Here is a 17283-nt window from a genome sequence, read left to right on the forward strand (position 1 = left end):
ATGCAACGATTTTTCTCATTTCTGCACACTAATCTTAAAAATAAGACAATGCTAGCCTGTCCGTTCCACAACGGAGAATGAAATGAGCAAAGAGAAGAAGATCCCGCTGATGGCGGCCATCATACTGGCCCTGCTCGGCCTCGCCTTCGCCCTCTACTGGTACGGTTATGGGCGCTACTTCGAGCGCACCGACAACGCCTATCTGCAGAGCAACGTCACCGCCATCGCCTCGCGCCTGCCGGGTTACATTCATGAGGTGTTGGTCGACGACAACCAGCAGGTTCGCTCCCATCAGATCATCGCCCGCCTCGATGACAGGGAGTATCGTCACCGGCTCGCCATGGCAGAGGCCGAGTTGGCCCTGAACCAGGCCAGTGCCGAGAACCTGACTGCCACCCGCACCCGGCAGCTGAGCCTGATCCATCAGGCACAGGCCCGAGTGCTCTCTGGCAAGGCAGAACTGCGCCGTGCCAGCCAGCAACAGAGTCGTACCGCTCAGCTCAAGGCTCGCAACTACAGCTCTCAGGACAGTCTTGATGAAGTCAGTGCCAACCGTCAGGTGGCCGAGGCCCAGCTGGTAGAGGCCGAGGCTGCCCTGCAGGCGGCCAGGGACAACCTGCTGGTGCTCGATGCCGAACAGCAGCAGGCCCAGGCCCGCATCGCCGAAAGCCGGGCCAATCTGGATCAGGCTCGCCTCGATCTCAGCTATACCGAGATCCGGGCCCCGGCCGACGGCATCATCGGACGGCGTGCCCTGCGAGAGGGAATGTATGTGCAGTCGGGCATGCAGGTGGCCAGCCTGGTGCCACTCAAGGAGGTATGGGTCGAGGCCAACTTCAAGGAGACCCAGCTCGCACATATGCACCCGGGACAAAAGGTGGAGGTTGTGCTCGACGCCTATCCAAACCAGCCGGTCGATGGCGTCATCGACAGCCTATCCCCGGCTACCGGCGCCAAGTTCGCCCTGCTACCACCGGAAAACGCCACCGGGAACTTCACCAAGATAGTGCAGCGGGTACCGGTGAAGATCCGCATCCCTGAGCCGGGAGTGCTGGCCGGTAAACTACTGCCCGGGCTCTCCAGCGAGGTGACCGTCGATACCCGAAATGCCGAACAGGCTCCCACCCACCTGGCCGCCCGCCAATGAGTCAGCCGGTATCCCGTCGCCACTGGATCGCCGTACTGGGTGGCTTGCTCGGTGCCTTCATGGCGATCCTCGATATCCAGATCACCAACTCATCCCTCAAGGATATTCAGGGAGCCTTGTCGGCGACCCTGAGCGAGAGCTCCTGGATATCGACCGCCTACCTGGTCGCCGAAATGATCGCCATTCCCCTGAGCGGCTGGCTCAGCAGGGGATTGAGTGTGCGCCGCTACCTCATCTGGACCACTGCCGCCTTTATTCTCTCCTCCGTCCTCTGCTCCTTCAGCTGGAACCTGGGCAGCATGATAGTGTTTCGGGCCCTACAGGGATTTACCGGTGGGGCGCTTATCCCCATGGCTTTTACCCTGATCGTCACCCTGCTCCCCCTGGAGAAGCGTGCCACCGGCATGGCCCTGTTTGGACTCTGCACCACCTTTGCCCCGGCCATAGGCCCCACCCTGGGTGGGTGGCTCACCGAGCAACTTTCATGGCACTACATCTTCTACCTCAACGTGCCGCCCGGATTGCTGGTGCTGGCCATGTTGGCCCATGGCCTCGATCGCGAGCCCGTCGATTGGGAGGTGATTCGCCGGGTCGATCTGGTGGGCATATTCACCATGGCGGTCGGGCTGGGCCTGCTGGAAGTGGTGCTGGAAGAGGGCAATCGCGAGGAGTGGTTTGGCTCCTCCTTCATCGTGCGCCTGTCGGTGATCTCCGCTGTGGCCATGATCTTCTTTATCATCAGCCAGTTGCTGCGCCGCCATCCCCTGGTCAATCTGCGATTACTGGGTAACGGGCGCTTCGCCCTGGCCTGCTTTGCCTATCTGATCCTGGGGATGGCCCTGATGGGCTCTATCTATGTCTTGCCCCTCTATATGGCCCAGATCCACAACTACAACGCGCTGGAGATCGGCAAGGTGCTGATGTGGATGGGACTCCCCCAACTGCTGGTCCTGCCGCTCGTCCCCAGGCTCACACGCAGCGTGGACCCCCGTTATCTGGTCTGTTTTGGCTTTCTGGTCTTCGCCGTCAGCTGCTTTATGAATACCGGCATGAGCGTCGACTTTGCCGGTCCCCAGCTCACAGACTCCCTGATCATTCGAGCTCTGGGGCAGCCCTTCATCATGGTCCCCCTCTCCATGGTCGCCACCGCCAGCCTGACCCCGGGCGATATCCCCAGCTCCTCGACCCTGCTCAACGTACTGCGCAACCTCGGAGGAGCCATCGGCATCGCCATCATAGCGACCATGCTCGATAACCAGAGCCGGGTTCACCTGACCTACATCGCCAGTACTCTGGACGCCAGCAGCATCGCGGGACAGCTGTGGCTACAGCAGACGGCCGGCACCCTGGCATCCCAGAGTGGTGACCCGGTGGGGGCCGCCGAGCAGGCGCGAGCCCTGCTCAACCAGACGATGCAGCGAGATGCCGCCATCATGGCCTATAACCAGATCTTCTTCCTGATGGGGGGATTTCTGTTACTGGCGAGTGCCATGATGTTGTTACTCAAAGCACCCAAGCCGACCCCCTCTGGCCAACACGCCGAACCCATCGAGGCATAAGAGAAGGGCCACTTAGCGGTGGCCCTTTTACTTTGCGCTGCCACGCCCCTGGAGCATGTGATGCCCCTATCTGCTCAGACCCTCCGGCGAGCCAGGCGTGCCGGCACTGATGCGAAACCGCCAGCTTCCCCCCTCGTATCAAGCGCGCCGACACAATACAGACCCTTGCCACGCACGGTGCACAACATGGATATGGTGGATCGCGGATATGAGGTAAGCGGTAAGCGGTAAGCGGTAAGCGGTAAGCGGTAAGCGGTAAGCGGTAAGCGGTAAGCGGTAAGCGGTAAGCGGTAAGCGGTAAGCGGTAAGCGGTAAGCGGTAAGCGGTAAGCGGTAAGCGGTAAGCGGTAAGCGGTAAGCGGTAAGCGGTAAGCGGTAAGCGGTAAGCGGTAAGCGGTAAGCGGTAAGCGGTAAGCGGTAAGCGGTAAGCGGTAAGCGGTAAGCGGTAAGCGGTAAGCGGTAAGCGGTAAGCGGTAAGCGGTAAGCGGTAAGCGGTAAGCGGTAAGCGGTAAGCGGTAAGCGGTAAGCGGTAAGCGGTAAGCGGTAAGCGGTAAGCGGTAAGCGGTAAGCGGTAAGCGGTAAGCGGTAAGCGGTAAGCGGTAAGCGGTAAGCGGTAAGCGGTAAGCGGTAAGCGGTAAGCGGTAAGCGGTAAGCGGTAAGCGGTAAGCGGTAAGCGGTAAGCGGTAAGCGGTAAGCGGTAAGCGGTAAGCGGTAAGCGGTAAGCGGTAAGCGGTAAGCGGTAAGCGGTAAGAAAAATGCAGGAAAAAGAAAAGCCGGGCAAGCCCGGCTTTTTCTATCTTACTCGGCAGCTGCTTCAGCAGCGGCCGGGCGGTCTACCAGCTCGATGTAAGCCATCGGAGCATTGTCACCGGCACGGAACCCGCACTTCAGAATGCGAGTATAACCACCGGCGCGCTCTTGGTAGCGCTTGCCCAGTTCGTTGAACAGCTTTGCCACAACTTCGTTATCACGAGTGCGGGCGAATGCCAGACGACGGTTAGCAACGCTATCAGTCTTGGCAAGGGTGATCAGCGGTTCAACTACACGACGCAGCTCTTTTGCCTTCGGCAGAGTCGTCTTGATGATCTCATGACGAACCAGGGAGCTGGCCATGTTGCGGAACATAGCCTGACGATGGCTGCTGTTCCGGTTCAGTTGACGACCACTCAAACGATGGCGCATGACCTTATCCTTCTAACTAAATCTGTGAACCCGTAATCTGGATTTACTCGTCAGCGATGCTGGCGGGCGGCCAGTTCTCCAGGCGCATGCCCAGAGACAGACCACGGGAGGCCAACACGTCCTTGATCTCAGTCAGGGACTTCTTACCGAGGTTCGGAGTCTTAAGCAACTCGACTTCGGTACGCTGTACCAGATCACCAATATAGTGGATAGCTTCTGCCTTCAGACAGTTCGCGGAACGAACTGTCAGCTCCAAATCATCGACAGGACGCAGCAGAATCGGATCGAACTCGGGCTTCTCTTCCTTCTTCTCGGGCACGCTTACGTCACGCAGGTCGACGAAGGCTTCCAGTTGCTCTGCCAGGATAGTGGCGGAACGACGGATAGCCTCTTCCGGATCCAGGGTGCCGTTGGTCTCCATTTCGATGACCAGCTTGTCCAAGTCGGTACGCTGTTCCACACGCGCCGCTTCTACATTGTAGGCGATGCGAACGATGGGGCTGAACGCAGCGTCCAGCAGCAGGCGACCAATCGGGCGCTCCTCATCGTCATTGTGGACGCGAGCGGAAGCGGGCACGTAACCACGACCGCGCTGAATCTTCAGGCGCATGCTGATCTCAGCGTTGGCGCTGGTCAGGTGGCAGATTACGTGCTCCGGGTTTACGATCTCAACTTCATCACCGTGAGTGATATCACCAGCGGTAACGGGGCCTGTTCCAGACTTGGTCAGGGACAGAGTTACCTCGTCCTTGCCTTCCAGCTTCACAGCGATGCCTTTCAGGTTCAGCAGGATTTCGAGAACGTCTTCCTGAACACCTTCCTTGCTGCTGTACTCGTGCAGTACGCCATCGATTTCGACTTCAGTGACTGCACAACCGGGCATAGAAGAAAGCAAAATACGACGCAGGGCGTTGCCCAGCGTGTGACCAAAACCACGCTCAAGCGGCTCAAGAGTCACTTTTGCGTGAGTCGGGCTAACTTGCTCGATGTCAACTAGCCGCGGCTTAAGAAAATCTGTTACAGAACCCAGCATTGTGTCCTCTCTTTAGAAGCTAGCTTTACTTGGAGTAAAGCTCGACGATCAGCTGTTCGTTAATGTCGGCAGACAGGTCAGAACGCTCCGGCAGGCGCTTGAAGGCACCTTCCATCTTGGCAGCGTCAACCTCTACCCAAGTCGGCTTCTCACGCTGACCAGCAACCTCAAGGGCAGCCTTGATACGTGCTTGCTTCTTAGCCTTCTCGCGAACAGAGACCACATCCTCAGGGGAAACCTGGAAAGAAGGAATGTTCACAACGCGGCCGTTAACCATGATGGCCTTGTGGCTGACCAGCTGACGTGCTTCAGCACGAGTGGCGCCGAAGCCCATACGGTATACGACGTTGTCCAGACGACCTTCCAGCAGCTGCAACAGGTTTTCGCCGGTGTTACCCTTCTGACGGGCAGCACTGCGGTAGTAGTTGCGGAACTGTTTTTCCAATACGCCGTAGATACGGCGAACTTTTTGCTTCTCGCGCAGCTGAACACCGTAGTCGGACAGACGCGGCTTACGAGCGCCGTGCTGACCCGGGGCGGTGTCAATCTTGCACTTAGAATCAATCGCACGAACACCAGACTTCAGGAAGAGGTCGGTGCCCTCACGACGGCTAAGCTTAAGCTTAGGACCGATATATCTTGCCATCTTCTTTCTCCAACAATCCTAGACCAAGTAGCTAAACGCGTTACACGCGGCGCTTCTTGGGAGGACGACAACCGTTGTGCGGGATCGGAGTCACATCAGTGATGTTCGTGATGCGGAAACCAGCCGCGTTCAGAGCGCGGATGGAAGACTCACGACCGGGACCCGGACCCTTGACCATGACTTCCAGGTTCTTGACGCCATATTCTTTGGCCATCTCACCGGCACGCTCGGCTGCAACCTGGGCAGCGAACGGGGTGGACTTACGAGAACCACGGAAACCGGAACCACCAGCGGTGGCCCAAGACAGAGCGTTGCCCTGACGGTCAGTGATAGTCACGATTGTGTTGTTGAAAGAGGCATGTACGTGTGCGATACCGTCGCTCACTTGCTTTTTAACGCGCTTGCGAGCACGAGTCGGAGTTTTAGCCATTTTCTACCTTCCCGTTACTTCTTGATAGCCTTGCGCGGACCCTTACGGGTACGAGCATTGGTCTTGGTACGTTGACCACGGACAGGCAGGCTACGACGGTGACGCAAACCACGGTAGCAACCCAGGTCCATCAAACGCTTGATGTTCATAGAAATCTGACGGCGCAGGTCACCTTCTACGGTGTACTTACCTACTTGTTCACGCAGACTTTCTACCTGAGCTTCATCCAGGTCTTTAATTTTTACATTCTCAGCGATACCGGCTGCGGCACAGATGGCCTTGGAGCGGGTACGACCGACGCCATAAATAGCAGTCAGAGCAATGACTGCATGCTTATGGTCAGGAATGTTAATGCCAGCGATACGGGCCACTATTCACTCCTACATATAGTAGATTACGACCACCACAAAGCCCGTGAGCGGATACGTGGCGGTCAACCAATACACAACAAAAGTTGGCTGGCTATCTTAGCCAGCACAACTATTTGTTGCAAGTACTAACCGTAACTAAATTAGCCTTGACGCTGTTTATGCTTAGGCTCGCTGCAAATCACACGCACCACACCGTGACGCTTGATGATTTTGCAGTTACGGCAGATTGCCTTAACGGAAGCACGAACTTTCATTGCTTAACTCCGTAACTACGCCGACCTTAGCGGCCGTAGCCCTTCAGGTTGGCCTTCCTCAGGACATCACCATACTGATGAGACATCATATGGGTCTGAACCTGAGCCATGAAGTCCATGATCACTACCACGATAATCAGCAGCGAGGTGCCACCGAAATAGAACTGAACGTTCCAGGCAGTCATCAAGAACTGTGGTACCAGACAGATAAAGGTTATATAGAGCGCGCCAGCCAGAGTCAGGCGGGTCATAACCTTATCGATATAACGTGCTGTCTGCTCGCCCGGACGAATCCCCGGGATAAAGGCTCCACTCTTCTTCAGGTTATCTGCTGTCTCGCGCGGGTTGAACACCAACGCGGTGTAGAAGAAGCAGAAGAAGATAATGGCTGCTGCATACAGCATTTCGTACAGGGGCTGGCCCGGCTGCAGAACCATAGAGATCTGCTGCAGAACATCAGCCACAGTACCCTCACCCTGACCAAACCAGGAGGTAATGGTGCCCGGGAAGAGGATGATACTGGATGCGAAAATCGCAGGAATCACACCAGCCATGTTGACCTTCAACGGCAGGTGCGTGCTTTGCGCTGCGAATACCTGGCGGCCTTGTTGACGCTTGGCATAGTTAACGACGATACGACGCTGACCACGCTCCACGAACACCACAAAGTAAGTCACTGCGAAAACAATCAAGCCCAGCAACAGCAACAGCAGGATGTGCAATTCCCCTTGACGTGCCTGTTCGGCCGTAGCGCCAATGGCATGAGGCAGACCGGCAACGATACCCGTGAAGATTATCAGCGAGATACCATTACCAATCCCACGCTCGGTAATCTGCTCACCCAGCCACATCAAAAACATGGTGCCGGTGACCAGACTCACAACCGCCGTGAAATAGAAGCCAAAGCCCGGATTAGTCACGAGCCCCTGCATCATATTCGGCAGGCCGGTTGCGATACCAATGGCCTGGAAAGTTCCCAATACCAACGTGCCCCAGCGAGTATACTGGCTGATCTTGCGACGACCGGCTTCACCCTCTTTCTTGAGTTCAGCAAGAGCGGGGTGAACCACGGTCAGCAGCTGGATGATGATCGATGCCGAGATGTACGGCATGATCCCCAGTGCAAGAATTGAAGCACGGGCAAGTGCACCACCACTGAACATGTTAAACATCTCAATGATGGTGCCCTTCTGTTGCTGGAACAATTCGGCCAGTACGGCGGCGTCAATACCAGGAATAGGCACATAAGAGCCTGCACGGAAGACGATAATCGCTCCGAGAACGAAGAGCAGACGGCTCTTCAGTTCACTCAGACCACCCTGTGCTTTTACATCCAATCCTGGTTTCTTAGCCATTGTACTGATTATTCCTCGATTTTACCGCCAGCGGCCTCGATGGCTGCACGTGCACCCTTGGTGACGGGCAGACCACGAACGGTCACAGCGCGGTCGATGTTACCGGACAGAACAACCTTCACAAACTCGATGTTCTTGTTAACAACACCGGCTTGCTTCAGGGTGCTCAGATCCACCACATCACCTTCTACCATCGCGATTTCGTTCAGGCGAACCTCGGCAGATACCAGAGACTTGCGAGAAGTGAAACCGAACTTCGGCAGACGGATTTTCAGCGGCATCTGACCACCTTCGTAACCGCGACGGACTTTACCGCCACCGGAACGAGAGGTCTGGCCCTTAACACCACGACCACCAGTCTTACCCAGACCGGAGCCGATACCACGACCGCGACGAGCCTTTACAGGCTTGGAGCCAGCGGCCGGAGACAGAGTGTTCAGACGCATGCTTAGCCCTCCACCTTAACCATGTAATACACCTGGTTGATCATACCGCGAACGCAAGGAGTATCCTCCAGCTCAACGGTGTGACCAATGCGACGCAGACCCAGGCCACGCAGAGTCGCCTTGTGCTTGGGCAGGCGGCCGATAGAGCTGCGGGTTTGAGTTACTTTTACAGTCTTGTTAGCCATGTCGCATTACCCCAGAATTTCTTCAACGCGCAGACCACGCTTAGCAGCGATCTGTTCCGGAGACTGACCGTTAACCAGAGCGTCTACAGTGGCGCGAACCACGTTGATCGGGTTGGTGGAACCGTAGGTCTTAGCCAGGATGTTGTGAACACCAGCCACTTCCAGAACGGCACGCATAGCACCACCGGCGATGATACCGGTACCTTGGGAGGCCGGCTTCATGAATACGGTGGAACCGGAGTGGATGCCCTTCACCGGGTGGTGCAGAGTACCGTTGTTCAGTTCTACCTTCTTCAGGTTGCGCTTGGCCTGTTCCATTGCCTTTTGAATGGCAGCCGGAACTTCACGGGCCTTACCGTAACCGTAACCTACACGGCCGTTGCCATCACCCACCACAGTCAGTGCGGTGAAGGACATGATACGACCACCCTTAACAGTTTTCGAAACACGGTTTACCGCAATGAGCTTCTCGTGCAGTTCACCGGCTTGAGATTCGATTTTAGCCATCTTCGACTCCTAGCTTAGAACTGCAGACCAGCGTCACGAGCAGCAGTAGCCAGAGCGGCTACACGACCGTGATACTTGAAACCGGAACGGTCAAACGACACGTTCTGTACACCCTTGGCGATGGCGCGCTCGGCGATAGCCTTACCTACAGCGGCAGCCGCGTCGGCGTTACCGGTGTATTTGATGCTTTCGCTGATAGCCTTCTCTACTGTGGAAGCAGAGGCCAGGACTTCGGAACCGTTGGCTGCAATGATCTGCGCGTAGATATGACGCGGAGTACGGTGAACAACCAGACGAGTCGCACCCAGTTCCTGCATCTTCTTACGTGCACGAGTAGCACGACGGAGACGAGCTGCTTTCTTGTCCATAGTGTTACCTTACTTCTTCTTAGCTTCTTTAGTACGCACTTGCTCATTGGCATAGCGTACACCCTTGCCCTTATAGGGCTCCGGAGCGCGGTAAGCACGGATATCCGCGGCAACTTGGCCAATCACTTGCTTGTCGATACCACGCAGAACGATTTCGGTCTGGGTGGGGCACTCGGCAGTGATGCCAGCCGGCAGTTCATGCTCGACCGGGTGGGAGAAGCCCAGGGCCAGAGCGACAGCGTTGCCCTTGATGGAGGCACGATAACCTACACCAACCAGCTGCAGCTTGCGCTCGAAGCCTTGGGTAACACCGATGACCATGTTGTTAACCAGGGCGCGAGCGGTACCAGCTTGAGCATCGGCACCGGCAAAGCCAGCGCGCGGAGCAAACTTCAGTACGCCCTCTTCCTTGGTCACTTCAACAGCCGCGTTGATGGAACGAACCAGAGAGCCCTTGGTACCTTTTACGGTCAGCTCTTGGCCATTCAGAGTCACCTCTACGCCAGCAGGAATCGCGACGGGTGCCTTAGCAACACGAGACATTTCCTACCTCCTTAAGCGACGTAGCAGATGATCTCACCGCCCATGCCAGCCTTACGGGCAGCACGGTCAGTCATCACACCTTTAGAAGTGGACACAACGGCAATACCCAGACCGCCCATTACCTTCGGCAGATCATTGGTACGCTTGTAAATACGCAGGCCGGGACGGCTCACGCGTTGGATCAGTTCTACAACCGGCTTGCCTTGGAAATACTTCAGTTCGATTTCCAGTTCCGGTTTCACGTCACCAGCTACGTTGTAGCCAGCGATGTAGCCTTCGTCCTTCAGCACTTTGGCAATCGCCACTTTCAGCTTGGAGGAGGGCATGGAAACCGCAACCTTGCTAGCCGCCTGACCGTTACGGATGCGGGTCAGCATATCCGCGATCGGATCTTGCATGCTCATAGTCTAACTCCCGAGATTCTTACCAAGAGGCCTTTTTCAGGCCCGGAATTTCACCCTTCATGGCATGCTCACGCACCTTGATGCGGCACAGGCCAAATTTACGCAGCACACCGTGCGGACGGCCAGTAATGGCACAACGGTTACGCTGGCGGATCGGGCTGGAATCACGGGGCAGCTGTTGCAGCTTCAGAACAGCTTCCCAACGCGCTTCTTCAGAAGCGTTCATGTCAACGATCAGAGCTTTCAGCTCGGCACGCTTGGTAGCGTACTTGGCTGCCAGCTTGGCACGCTTGACTTCACGTGCTTTCATGGAAAGTTTTGCCATAACCCTACACCTTACTTGCGGAACGGGAAGTTAAAGGCAGCCAGCAGAGCACGGCCTTCATCATCGGTTTGCGCGGAGGTGGTGATGGTGATATCCAGACCACGAACGCGATCGACCTTGTCATAGTCGATTTCCGGGAAGATGATCTGCTCGCGTACACCCATGGAGTAGTTACCACGACCGTCGAACGACTTGGCGTTCAGGCCGCGGAAGTCACGGACACGGGGTACTGCGATAGAGATCAGGCGCTCCAGGAACTCCCACATACGCTCGCCACGCAGGGTTACTTTGCAACCTATCGGGTAGCCTTCACGAATCTTGAAGCCCGCAACGGATTTACGAGCCTTGGTGATCAGCGGCTTCTGACCGGAAATGGCAGCCAGGTCGGCAGCAGCATTTTCCAGCAGTTTTTTATCAGCAATCGCTTCACCTACACCCATGTTCAGGGTGATTTTCTCGATCCGAGGGACTTGCATGATAGTCTTGTAACCGAACTGCTTGGTCAGTTCATTTACTACATTTGCTTTGTAGTAATCATGCAGTTTCGCCATCGTTAAACTCCAATTACTTCACAAGTTCGCCGGTGGATTTGAAGACACGGACTTTCTTGCCGTCTTCAATCCGGAAACCTACGCGGTCAGCTTTGCCAGAGGCAGAGTTGAACAGCGCTACGTTAGATACGTGGATCGGGGCTTCTTTGGTTACGATGCCACCGGCCTGACCCAGAGCGGGTACCGGCTTCTGGTGCTTCTTAACCAGGTTGATGCCTTCCACAACGACCTTACCTTCAGCGATCAGGACTTGAGTGACTTTGCCACGCTTGCCCTTGTCTTTGCCGGTGAGGACGATTACTTCGTCTTCGCGACGGATTTTAGCTGCCATCGTTCGACTCCTTACAGTACTTCGGGTGCCAGGGACACGATCTTCATGAACTTCTCATTACGCAGTTCACGGGTCACCGGCCCAAAAATACGAGTACCGATCGGCTGCTGGTTGTTGTTCAGCAACACAGCTGCGTTGTTGTCGAAACGGATGACAGAGCCGTCCTGACGACGAACGCCTTTACGGGTGCGTACGACCACCGCGTTATACACATCACCTTTCTTCACTTTACCGCGAGGAATGGCTTCCTTGATGGAAACCTTGATGATGTCGCCGATGCCGGCGTAACGGCGGTGCGAACCACCCAGAACCTTAATACACATTACGCTGCGTGCGCCGGAGTTATCGGCAACATCCAGCATACTTTGCATCTGGATCATCTTAGTGCTCCGCTTTGTTTACTTCTTATCCCTCTCGGGATCTGGCTGCCTTCAAAAGGCGCGAAACTATAACACAGGTATTTTCGAAAAGGTAGCCTAAAAAACAAACGGCCCCAGCAGGGGCCGTTTGAGCTAGAAAGAACCTGACTTAGGCCTTTTCTACGATACCAACCAGGGTCCAGGACTTGGTCTTGGACAGCGGGCGGCACTCGCGGATTTCCACGAGATCGCCAGCCTTGCACTCGTTGTTCTCGTCGTGCACGTGCAGCTTGGTAGTACGCTTGATGATCTTACCGTAGATCGGGTGCTTTACCTTGCGCTCGATGGCAACAGTGATGGACTTGTCCATCTTGTCGCTGATTACACGACCCTGCAGAGTACGGATCTTGTCAGTCATTACGCACCTGCCTTCTCAGTCAGTACAGTCTTGATGCGCGCGATGTCGCGACGCACTTGTTTCAGAGTGTGAGTCTGAGCCAGTTGACCGGTGGAAGCTTGCATGCGCATGTTGAATTGCTCACGCAGCTTGGCCAGCAGTTCCTGGTTCAGTTCTTCAACGCTCTTTTGGCGCAGATCTTGTGCTTTCATCACATCACCGTCCGAGTTACGAAAGTGGTCTGAACAGACAGTTTGGCTGCGGCCAGGGCGAACGCTTCGCGTGCCAGAGCCTCAGGAACACCGTCCATCTCGTACAGGACTTTGCCCGGCTGGATCTGAGCGACCCAGTATTCCACGTTACCCTTACCTTTACCCATACGAACTTCGAGGGGCTTTTCGGTGATGGGCTTGTCCGGGAACACACGGATCCAGATCTTGCCTTGACGCTTAACGTGACGAGTCATAGCACGACGAGCTGCTTCGATCTGACGAGCAGTCAGGCGGCCACGAGTGGTCGCTTTCAGGCCAAAGGAACCGAAGGAGACTTCGTTACCGGAAGTGGCCATACCGCGGTTACGACCCTTATGGATCTTGCGGAATTTAGTACGCTTAGGTTGCAACATTTACCGAATCTCCTTACTTACCGCGGCGTTTGTTTTCGCGCTTGGGCTTTGCAGGAGCTTGCTCTTGAGCAGCGGCAGCGTTAACGGCAGCCAGACCACCCAGAACTTCACCCTTGAAGATCCAAACCTTAACGCCGATCACACCGTAGGTGGTGTGGGCTTCAGAAGTTGCATAGTCGATGTCGGCACGCAGGGTGTGCAGGGGCACACGACCTTCGCGGTACCATTCGGTACGAGCGATTTCAGCGCCGCCCAGACGACCGGAAACTTCAACCTTGATGCCCTTGGCACCCAGACGCATGGCGTTCTGTACGGCGCGCTTCATGGCGCGACGGAACATAACGCGACGTTCCAGCTGGGAAGTGATGCTGTCGGCAACGAGTTGACCGTCCAGCTCCGGCTTGCGGACTTCGGAAATGTTGATCTGAGCAGGCACGCCAGCGATCTGGGCAACAGCCTTGCGCAGTTTCTCAACGTCTTCGCCTTTCTTGCCGATCACGATGCCCGGACGAGCGGTGTGAATGGTCACACGGATGCTCTTGGCCGGACGCTCGATGGTGATCTTGGACAGAGAAGCGTTTTTCAGTTCCTTGGTCAGGAACTGGCGTACTTGGAAATCGCTGTACAGGTTGTCAGCGAAGTCTTTGGAGTTCGCGTACCAGGTAGAATTCCAAGGCTTGGTAATACCCAGGCGAATGCCATTAGGATGAACTTTCTGACCCATTGCTTATCTCCCAGCCTTAGCGTCGGATACCACTACAGTGATGTGAGCGGTACGCTTCAGGATACGATCCGCGCGACCTTTAGCACGAGGACGGATGCGCTTCATGGTCGGACCTTCGTCAACCATGATAGTAGCAACACGCAGTGCGTCGATGTCGGCACCTTCGTTGTGCTCGGCGTTAGCAATGGCAGATTCCAGCACCTTCTTCACCAGCACAGCAGCCTTTTTCGGGCTGAATGCCAGGATGTTCAGAGCCTTGTCTACCGGCAGACCACGTACTTGATCAGCGACCAGGCGAGCCTTCTGTGCAGAAGTACGGGCGAAACGGTGTTTAGCGATAGCTTCCATCATTTACCCCTTAGCGCTTCTTGGCCTTCTTATCAGCGGCATGACCGCGATAAGTACGAGTCGGTGCGAATTCACCCAGCTTGTGACCGATCATTTCTTCGGTAACAAACACAGGTACGTGCTGACGACCATTATGGACAGCGATGGTCAAACCGATCATGTTCGGGATGATCATTGAACGACGGGACCAGGTCTTAACCGGTTTTTTATCCCCGCTTTCCACCGCTTTCTCTACCTTCTTCAGCAAGTGCAGGTCGATAAATGGACCCTTCTTGAGAGAACGTGGCATGGTGATTCCTCTAAATTAACAATTACTTGTTACGACGACGTACGATGTACTTGTCGGTACGCTTGTTCTTACGGGTCTTGAAGCCCTTAGCCTTCTGGCCCCACGGGGATACCGGCTGGATACCCTTGTTGCGACCTTCACCACCACCGTGCGGGTGGTCGACCGGGTTCATCGCCATACCGCGAACGGTCGGGCGGATACCACGCCAGCGGCTAGCACCAGCTTTACCCAGCTGACGCAGCATGTGCTCGGCATTGCCGACTTCGCCGATGGTGGCGCGGCAGTCAGCCAGCACCTTGCGAACTTCGCCGGAGCGCAGACGCAGGGTAACGTAGTTGCCTTCACGAGCCAGGATCTGAACGAAAGCACCAGCAGAACGAGCCATCTGGGCACCTTTGCCCGGCTTCATCTCAACGGCGTGTACAGTGGTACCAACCGGGATGTTGCGCATCGGCAGGGTGTTACCTACCTTGATGGCGGCGTCAGAACCGGAGGCGATAGCGTCACCAGCCTTCAGGCCTTTCGGGGCCAGGATGTAACGACGCTCACCGTCTGCATACAGCACCAGGGCGATGTTAGCGGTACGGTTCGGATCGTATTCCAGACGCTCAACCTTGGCAGGAATACCGTCTTTGTTGCGCTTGAAGTCAACGATACGGTAATGCTGCTTGTGACCACCACCGATGTGACGAGTGGTGATGCGGCCGTTGTTGTTACGACCACCGGTCTTTTCTTTCTTGTCCAGCAGGGCTGCGAAGGGCTTACCCTTGTACAGGTCCTGGTTGACGACCTTGACGACGTGGCGGCGGCCCGGAGAAGTAGGCTTGCACTTAACGATTGCCATTTTTCAGAACTCCTCTTACTCGGCTGCGCCCATGAAGTCGATGTCCTGACCAGCTTTCAGGGTCACATAAGCCTTTTTCCAATCGGAACGACGGCCTACGCGCGCACCAGTGCGCTTGGTCTTACCCTTCATGTTCAGGGTACGGACGGTCTCAACTTCGACCTCGAACAGTTTCGCAACTGCGGCTTTGATTTCCGCCTTGGTAGCGTCGGTAGCAACCTTGAACACGATAGTGTTCTGGTGCTCGGCGACCATGGTGCTCTTTTCAGAGATGTGCGGAGCCTTCAGAACTTTCAGCAGACGCTCTTCACGGATCATGCCAGCATCTCCTCGATTTGCTTAACTGCATCAGCAGTCATCAGAACCTTGTCGAAAGCGATCAGGCTGACCGGATCGATACCGGCAACGTCACGCACGTCGACCTTGTACAGGTTGCGAGCAGCCAGGAACAGGTTCTCATCGACTTCAGCAGTCACGATCAGAACGTCGGACAGCTCCATCTCTTTCAGCTTGGCAGTCAGAGCCTTGGTCTTCGGAGCTTCGATGCCGAATTTCTCGACAACGATCAGGCGCTCTTGACGAACCAGCTCGGACAGGATGCTGCGGATGGCACCGCGGTACATCTTCTTGTTGACTTTCTGGCTGTGATCTTGCGGCTTGGCTGCGAAGGTCACACCACCGGAACGCCAAATCGGGGAGCGGATAGAGCCAGCACGGGCACGACCGGTACCCTTCTGACGCCACGGCTTCTTGCCGCCACCAGATACTTCGGAGCGAGTCAGCTGCGCGCGGGTACCCTGACGAGCACCAGCAGCGTAGGCAACGACGACCTGGTGAACCAGGGCTTCGTTGAATTCACGCCCGAAGGTAGTTTCGGAAACTTGAAGAGCGCTCTGGGCGTCTTTCATTACCAATTCCATTACTATCTCCTCAGACGTTACGCTTTGACGGCGGGTTTAACGATCACGTCACCGTTGGTAGCGCCCGGTACTGCGCCTTTGATCAGCAGCAGGTTGCGCTCAACGTCAACGCGGACCAGTTCCAGGTTCTGAGTGGTTACACGCTCATTGCCCAGATGGCCAGCCATCTTTTTGCCCTTGAATACGCGGCCCGGGGTCTGGTTTTGACCGATGGAGCCAGGTACACGGTGGGACAGGGAGTTACCGTGGGTCATGTCCTGGGTGCGGAAGTTCCAGCGCTTAACAGTACCGGCGAAGCCCTTACCCTTGGAAGTACCGGTAACATCTACCAGCTTAACGTCAGCGAGAAGATCAACTTTCAGCTCGCTACCAACAGTGAAGGTCTCACCGTTGTTCAGACGGAATTCCCACAGACCGCGGCCGGCTTCAACACCAGCTTTGGCAAAGTGGCCAGCTTCCGGCTTGGTCACACGGCTGGCTTTCTTGGCGCCAGTGGTAACCTGGATAGCGTTGTAGCCGTCGGTTTCAACAGACTTGACCTGAGTTACACGGTTAGCTTCAACTTCGATAACGGTCACGGGGATAGAAACGCCATCTTCGGTGAAGATGCGAGTCATACCCACTTTGCGACCTACAAGACCGATTGTCATTGTTATCAACCTCTTTCCGTAATTAACCCAGGCTGATCTGGACGTCTACACCAGCTGCCAGATCCAGACGCATCAGGGCGTCTACGGTCTTGTCAGTCGGCTCAACGATGTCTACCAGACGCTTGTGAGTGCGGATCTCGTACTGGTCACGCGCGTCCTTGTTGACGTGCGGGGAGATCAGTACGGTGAAGCGCTCTTTGCGAGTCGGCAGCGGGATCGGACCGCGAACCTGTGCACCAGTGCGCTTGGCAGTTTCTACGATTTCCGCAGTGGACTGATCGATCAGACGATGATCAAAAGCCTTCAGGCGGATACGGATTCTTTGGTTCTGCATGGACCAGAGCTCCAAAAGGATGTAAAGAACATAAATCAACACCGCCCGACCGAGAGTACTCCCGCCAGAGGTGTGATTTTTAACGGTTCCCCCACAGATCGGGGGGATTGTATGGCCGCTTGTTGCGGCAAACTGACCCAGAGGTCAGGCTCACCTC

At 55.8% G+C, this 17283-nt stretch carries 30 protein-coding genes; 2 read left to right on the forward strand and 28 right to left on the reverse strand.

Features of this window, described 5'->3' with window-relative positions; genetic code table 11:
• The first annotated feature begins 82 nt into the window (after positions 1-82).
• Positions 83-1147, forward strand: a complete 1065-nt coding sequence (locus tag AB5Y48_RS18025) for an HlyD family secretion protein (protein ID WP_060583375.1) — start codon at positions 83-85, stop codon at positions 1145-1147.
• Positions 1144-2706: a DHA2 family efflux MFS transporter permease subunit gene (locus tag AB5Y48_RS18030; RefSeq protein WP_368165364.1), complete on the forward strand. Its 1563-nt coding sequence runs from the start codon at positions 1144-1146 to the stop codon at positions 2704-2706. The genes AB5Y48_RS18025 and AB5Y48_RS18030 overlap by 4 nt, the downstream gene beginning before the upstream one ends.
• 797 nt (positions 2707-3503) lie before the next feature.
• On the opposite strand, the gene rplQ is transcribed toward AB5Y48_RS18030, so the two are convergent.
• The 28 genes from rplQ to rpsJ all read right to left on the reverse strand — a co-directional run bounded on the left by rplQ (position 3504) and on the right by rpsJ (position 17126).
• Positions 3504-3887, reverse strand: coding sequence for a 50S ribosomal protein L17 (gene rplQ / locus AB5Y48_RS18035; protein ID WP_005350112.1), 384 nt, complete (start codon positions 3885-3887; stop codon positions 3504-3506).
• Positions 3888-3930: 43 nt separating this feature from the next.
• The gene (rpoA, locus tag AB5Y48_RS18040) at positions 3931-4920 is read right to left on the reverse strand and encodes a DNA-directed RNA polymerase subunit alpha (protein WP_005350114.1); all 990 of its coding nucleotides are present in this window, start codon (positions 4918-4920) and stop codon (positions 3931-3933) included.
• Between the two features lie 25 nt (positions 4921-4945).
• Positions 4946-5566, reverse strand: a complete 621-nt coding sequence (gene rpsD, locus AB5Y48_RS18045) for a 30S ribosomal protein S4 (protein ID WP_050666348.1) — start codon at positions 5564-5566, stop codon at positions 4946-4948.
• A gap of 40 nt (positions 5567-5606) precedes the next feature.
• The gene (gene rpsK / locus AB5Y48_RS18050) at positions 5607-5996 is read right to left on the reverse strand and encodes a 30S ribosomal protein S11 (RefSeq protein ID WP_005350118.1); all 390 of its coding nucleotides are present in this window, start codon (positions 5994-5996) and stop codon (positions 5607-5609) included.
• A gap of 14 nt (positions 5997-6010) precedes the next feature.
• Entirely contained in the window at positions 6011-6367 is a 357-nt protein-coding gene (gene rpsM, locus AB5Y48_RS18055; RefSeq protein WP_005350121.1) for a 30S ribosomal protein S13, read from the reverse strand.
• 140 nt (positions 6368-6507) lie between these two features.
• On the reverse strand, positions 6508-6621 hold the full coding sequence (gene rpmJ, locus AB5Y48_RS18060) for a 50S ribosomal protein L36 (RefSeq protein WP_005319705.1): 114 nt from the start codon (positions 6619-6621) through the stop codon (positions 6508-6510).
• Between the two features lie 26 nt (positions 6622-6647).
• Positions 6648-7976 (reverse strand): preprotein translocase subunit SecY, encoded by a 1329-nt coding sequence (gene secY, locus AB5Y48_RS18065; protein WP_050666347.1) that lies wholly within the window; start codon positions 7974-7976, stop codon positions 6648-6650.
• An 8-nt stretch (positions 7977-7984) separates the two neighbouring features.
• Complete coding sequence (gene rplO, locus AB5Y48_RS18070; RefSeq protein WP_005350129.1) at positions 7985-8422, reverse strand: 50S ribosomal protein L15; 438 nt, start codon at positions 8420-8422, stop codon at positions 7985-7987.
• A 2-nt stretch (positions 8423-8424) separates the two neighbouring features.
• Positions 8425-8607, reverse strand: coding sequence for a 50S ribosomal protein L30 (gene rpmD / locus AB5Y48_RS18075; RefSeq protein WP_005350132.1), 183 nt, complete (start codon positions 8605-8607; stop codon positions 8425-8427).
• A 6-nt stretch (positions 8608-8613) separates the two neighbouring features.
• The gene (gene rpsE / locus AB5Y48_RS18080; RefSeq protein ID WP_050666346.1) at positions 8614-9114 is read right to left on the reverse strand and encodes a 30S ribosomal protein S5; all 501 of its coding nucleotides are present in this window, start codon (positions 9112-9114) and stop codon (positions 8614-8616) included.
• 14 nt (positions 9115-9128) lie between these two features.
• On the reverse strand, positions 9129-9482 hold the full coding sequence (gene rplR, locus AB5Y48_RS18085; protein ID WP_005350139.1) for a 50S ribosomal protein L18: 354 nt from the start codon (positions 9480-9482) through the stop codon (positions 9129-9131).
• 9 nt (positions 9483-9491) lie between these two features.
• Positions 9492-10025 (reverse strand): 50S ribosomal protein L6, encoded by a 534-nt coding sequence (rplF, locus tag AB5Y48_RS18090; RefSeq protein ID WP_050666345.1) that lies wholly within the window; start codon positions 10023-10025, stop codon positions 9492-9494.
• A gap of 11 nt (positions 10026-10036) precedes the next feature.
• The gene (gene rpsH / locus AB5Y48_RS18095; protein WP_050666344.1) at positions 10037-10429 is read right to left on the reverse strand and encodes a 30S ribosomal protein S8; all 393 of its coding nucleotides are present in this window, start codon (positions 10427-10429) and stop codon (positions 10037-10039) included.
• A 19-nt stretch (positions 10430-10448) separates the two neighbouring features.
• Positions 10449-10754, reverse strand: coding sequence for a 30S ribosomal protein S14 (gene rpsN / locus AB5Y48_RS18100; RefSeq protein WP_050666343.1), 306 nt, complete (start codon positions 10752-10754; stop codon positions 10449-10451).
• An 11-nt stretch (positions 10755-10765) separates the two neighbouring features.
• A complete protein-coding gene (rplE, locus tag AB5Y48_RS18105) occupies positions 10766-11305 on the reverse strand; it encodes a 50S ribosomal protein L5 (RefSeq protein ID WP_005350156.1) in 540 nt (179 codons plus the stop codon).
• 13 nt (positions 11306-11318) lie between these two features.
• Positions 11319-11636 carry a 50S ribosomal protein L24 gene (gene rplX, locus AB5Y48_RS18110; protein ID WP_005350157.1) on the reverse strand — a complete coding sequence of 106 codons (318 nt, stop codon included), beginning with the start codon at positions 11634-11636 and terminating at the stop codon, positions 11319-11321.
• 11 nt (positions 11637-11647) lie between these two features.
• Positions 11648-12016, reverse strand: a complete 369-nt coding sequence (rplN, locus tag AB5Y48_RS18115) for a 50S ribosomal protein L14 (RefSeq protein WP_005350158.1) — start codon at positions 12014-12016, stop codon at positions 11648-11650.
• 148 nt (positions 12017-12164) lie between these two features.
• On the reverse strand, positions 12165-12413 hold the full coding sequence (rpsQ, locus tag AB5Y48_RS18120; protein WP_042046225.1) for a 30S ribosomal protein S17: 249 nt from the start codon (positions 12411-12413) through the stop codon (positions 12165-12167).
• Entirely contained in the window at positions 12413-12604 is a 192-nt protein-coding gene (gene rpmC, locus AB5Y48_RS18125) for a 50S ribosomal protein L29 (protein ID WP_005350160.1), read from the reverse strand. Before rpmC ends, rpsQ begins: the two co-directional genes overlap by 1 nt.
• Positions 12604-13017, reverse strand: coding sequence for a 50S ribosomal protein L16 (rplP, locus tag AB5Y48_RS18130; RefSeq protein WP_005350161.1), 414 nt, complete (start codon positions 13015-13017; stop codon positions 12604-12606). The genes rpmC and rplP overlap by 1 nt, the downstream gene beginning before the upstream one ends.
• 13 nt (positions 13018-13030) lie before the next feature.
• A complete protein-coding gene (gene rpsC, locus AB5Y48_RS18135) occupies positions 13031-13741 on the reverse strand; it encodes a 30S ribosomal protein S3 (RefSeq protein ID WP_050666342.1) in 711 nt (236 codons plus the stop codon).
• A 3-nt stretch (positions 13742-13744) separates the two neighbouring features.
• Entirely contained in the window at positions 13745-14089 is a 345-nt protein-coding gene (gene rplV / locus AB5Y48_RS18140; RefSeq protein WP_005350163.1) for a 50S ribosomal protein L22, read from the reverse strand.
• A 10-nt stretch (positions 14090-14099) separates the two neighbouring features.
• Positions 14100-14378: a 30S ribosomal protein S19 gene (rpsS, locus tag AB5Y48_RS18145; protein WP_005307960.1), complete on the reverse strand. Its 279-nt coding sequence runs from the start codon at positions 14376-14378 to the stop codon at positions 14100-14102.
• 22 nt (positions 14379-14400) lie between these two features.
• On the reverse strand, positions 14401-15222 hold the full coding sequence (gene rplB / locus AB5Y48_RS18150; RefSeq protein WP_050666341.1) for a 50S ribosomal protein L2: 822 nt from the start codon (positions 15220-15222) through the stop codon (positions 14401-14403).
• Positions 15223-15237: 15 nt separating this feature from the next.
• The gene (rplW, locus tag AB5Y48_RS18155; protein ID WP_367317260.1) at positions 15238-15537 is read right to left on the reverse strand and encodes a 50S ribosomal protein L23; all 300 of its coding nucleotides are present in this window, start codon (positions 15535-15537) and stop codon (positions 15238-15240) included.
• Entirely contained in the window at positions 15537-16142 is a 606-nt protein-coding gene (gene rplD / locus AB5Y48_RS18160; RefSeq protein ID WP_005350167.1) for a 50S ribosomal protein L4, read from the reverse strand. The genes rplW and rplD overlap by 1 nt, the downstream gene beginning before the upstream one ends.
• 17 nt (positions 16143-16159) lie before the next feature.
• Positions 16160-16792, reverse strand: coding sequence for a 50S ribosomal protein L3 (gene rplC / locus AB5Y48_RS18165; protein ID WP_060583369.1), 633 nt, complete (start codon positions 16790-16792; stop codon positions 16160-16162).
• 22 nt (positions 16793-16814) lie between these two features.
• A complete protein-coding gene (gene rpsJ, locus AB5Y48_RS18170; RefSeq protein WP_005307944.1) occupies positions 16815-17126 on the reverse strand; it encodes a 30S ribosomal protein S10 in 312 nt (103 codons plus the stop codon).
• Positions 17127-17283 lie beyond the last annotated feature (157 nt).

The sequence above is a fragment of the Aeromonas sp. R6-2 genome (assembly GCF_040908155.1).
In the GTDB taxonomy this organism is placed as follows: domain Bacteria; phylum Pseudomonadota; class Gammaproteobacteria; order Enterobacterales; family Aeromonadaceae; genus Aeromonas; species Aeromonas schubertii.

Excerpts from the sequence above, each read along its gene's own strand:
- rplC (WP_060583369.1), bottom strand. The coding sequence starts at position 16,792 with ATGACAATCGGTCTTGTAGGTCGCAAAGTGGGTATGACTCGCATCTTC.
- AB5Y48_RS18030 (WP_368165364.1), top strand. The coding sequence starts at position 1,144 with ATGAGTCAGCCGGTATCCCGTCGCCACTGGATCGCCGTACTGGGTGGC.
- secY (WP_050666347.1), bottom strand. The coding sequence starts at position 7,976 with ATGGCTAAGAAACCAGGATTGGATGTAAAAGCACAGGGTGGTCTGAGT.
- rplF (WP_050666345.1), bottom strand. The coding sequence starts at position 10,025 with ATGTCTCGTGTTGCTAAGGCACCCGTCGCGATTCCTGCTGGCGTAGAG.
- rplR (WP_005350139.1), bottom strand. The coding sequence starts at position 9,482 with ATGGACAAGAAAGCAGCTCGTCTCCGTCGTGCTACTCGTGCACGTAAG.
- rpsK (WP_005350118.1), bottom strand. The coding sequence starts at position 5,996 with ATGGCTAAAACTCCGACTCGTGCTCGCAAGCGCGTTAAAAAGCAAGTG.
- rpsQ (WP_042046225.1), bottom strand. The coding sequence starts at position 12,413 with ATGACTGACAAGATCCGTACTCTGCAGGGTCGTGTAATCAGCGACAAG.
- AB5Y48_RS18025 (WP_060583375.1), top strand. The coding sequence starts at position 83 with ATGAGCAAAGAGAAGAAGATCCCGCTGATGGCGGCCATCATACTGGCC.
- rpmJ (WP_005319705.1), bottom strand. The coding sequence starts at position 6,621 with ATGAAAGTTCGTGCTTCCGTTAAGGCAATCTGCCGTAACTGCAAAATC.
- rplP (WP_005350161.1), bottom strand. The coding sequence starts at position 13,017 with ATGTTGCAACCTAAGCGTACTAAATTCCGCAAGATCCATAAGGGTCGT.
- rpsC (WP_050666342.1), bottom strand. The coding sequence starts at position 13,741 with ATGGGTCAGAAAGTTCATCCTAATGGCATTCGCCTGGGTATTACCAAG.
- rpsH (WP_050666344.1), bottom strand. The coding sequence starts at position 10,429 with ATGAGCATGCAAGATCCGATCGCGGATATGCTGACCCGCATCCGTAAC.
- rplO (WP_005350129.1), bottom strand. The coding sequence starts at position 8,422 with ATGCGTCTGAACACTCTGTCTCCGGCCGCTGGCTCCAAGCCTGTAAAG.
- rplB (WP_050666341.1), bottom strand. The coding sequence starts at position 15,222 with ATGGCAATCGTTAAGTGCAAGCCTACTTCTCCGGGCCGCCGCCACGTC.
- rpsJ (WP_005307944.1), bottom strand. The coding sequence starts at position 17,126 with ATGCAGAACCAAAGAATCCGTATCCGCCTGAAGGCTTTTGATCATCGT.
- rplE (WP_005350156.1), bottom strand. The coding sequence starts at position 11,305 with ATGGCGAAACTGCATGATTACTACAAAGCAAATGTAGTAAATGAACTG.
- rplX (WP_005350157.1), bottom strand. The coding sequence starts at position 11,636 with ATGGCAGCTAAAATCCGTCGCGAAGACGAAGTAATCGTCCTCACCGGC.
- rpsS (WP_005307960.1), bottom strand. The coding sequence starts at position 14,378 with ATGCCACGTTCTCTCAAGAAGGGTCCATTTATCGACCTGCACTTGCTG.
- rpsE (WP_050666346.1), bottom strand. The coding sequence starts at position 9,114 with ATGGCTAAAATCGAATCTCAAGCCGGTGAACTGCACGAGAAGCTCATT.
- rpsD (WP_050666348.1), bottom strand. The coding sequence starts at position 5,566 with ATGGCAAGATATATCGGTCCTAAGCTTAAGCTTAGCCGTCGTGAGGGC.
- rpmD (WP_005350132.1), bottom strand. The coding sequence starts at position 8,607 with ATGGCTAACAAGACTGTAAAAGTAACTCAAACCCGCAGCTCTATCGGC.
- rplQ (WP_005350112.1), bottom strand. The coding sequence starts at position 3,887 with ATGCGCCATCGTTTGAGTGGTCGTCAACTGAACCGGAACAGCAGCCAT.
- rplN (WP_005350158.1), bottom strand. The coding sequence starts at position 12,016 with ATGATCCAGATGCAAAGTATGCTGGATGTTGCCGATAACTCCGGCGCA.
- rpsN (WP_050666343.1), bottom strand. The coding sequence starts at position 10,754 with ATGGCAAAACTTTCCATGAAAGCACGTGAAGTCAAGCGTGCCAAGCTG.
- rpoA (WP_005350114.1), bottom strand. The coding sequence starts at position 4,920 with ATGCTGGGTTCTGTAACAGATTTTCTTAAGCCGCGGCTAGTTGACATC.
- rpmC (WP_005350160.1), bottom strand. The coding sequence starts at position 12,604 with ATGAAAGCACAAGATCTGCGCCAAAAGAGCGTTGAAGAACTGAACCAG.
- rplV (WP_005350163.1), bottom strand. The coding sequence starts at position 14,089 with ATGGAAGCTATCGCTAAACACCGTTTCGCCCGTACTTCTGCACAGAAG.
- rplD (WP_005350167.1), bottom strand. The coding sequence starts at position 16,142 with ATGGAATTGGTAATGAAAGACGCCCAGAGCGCTCTTCAAGTTTCCGAA.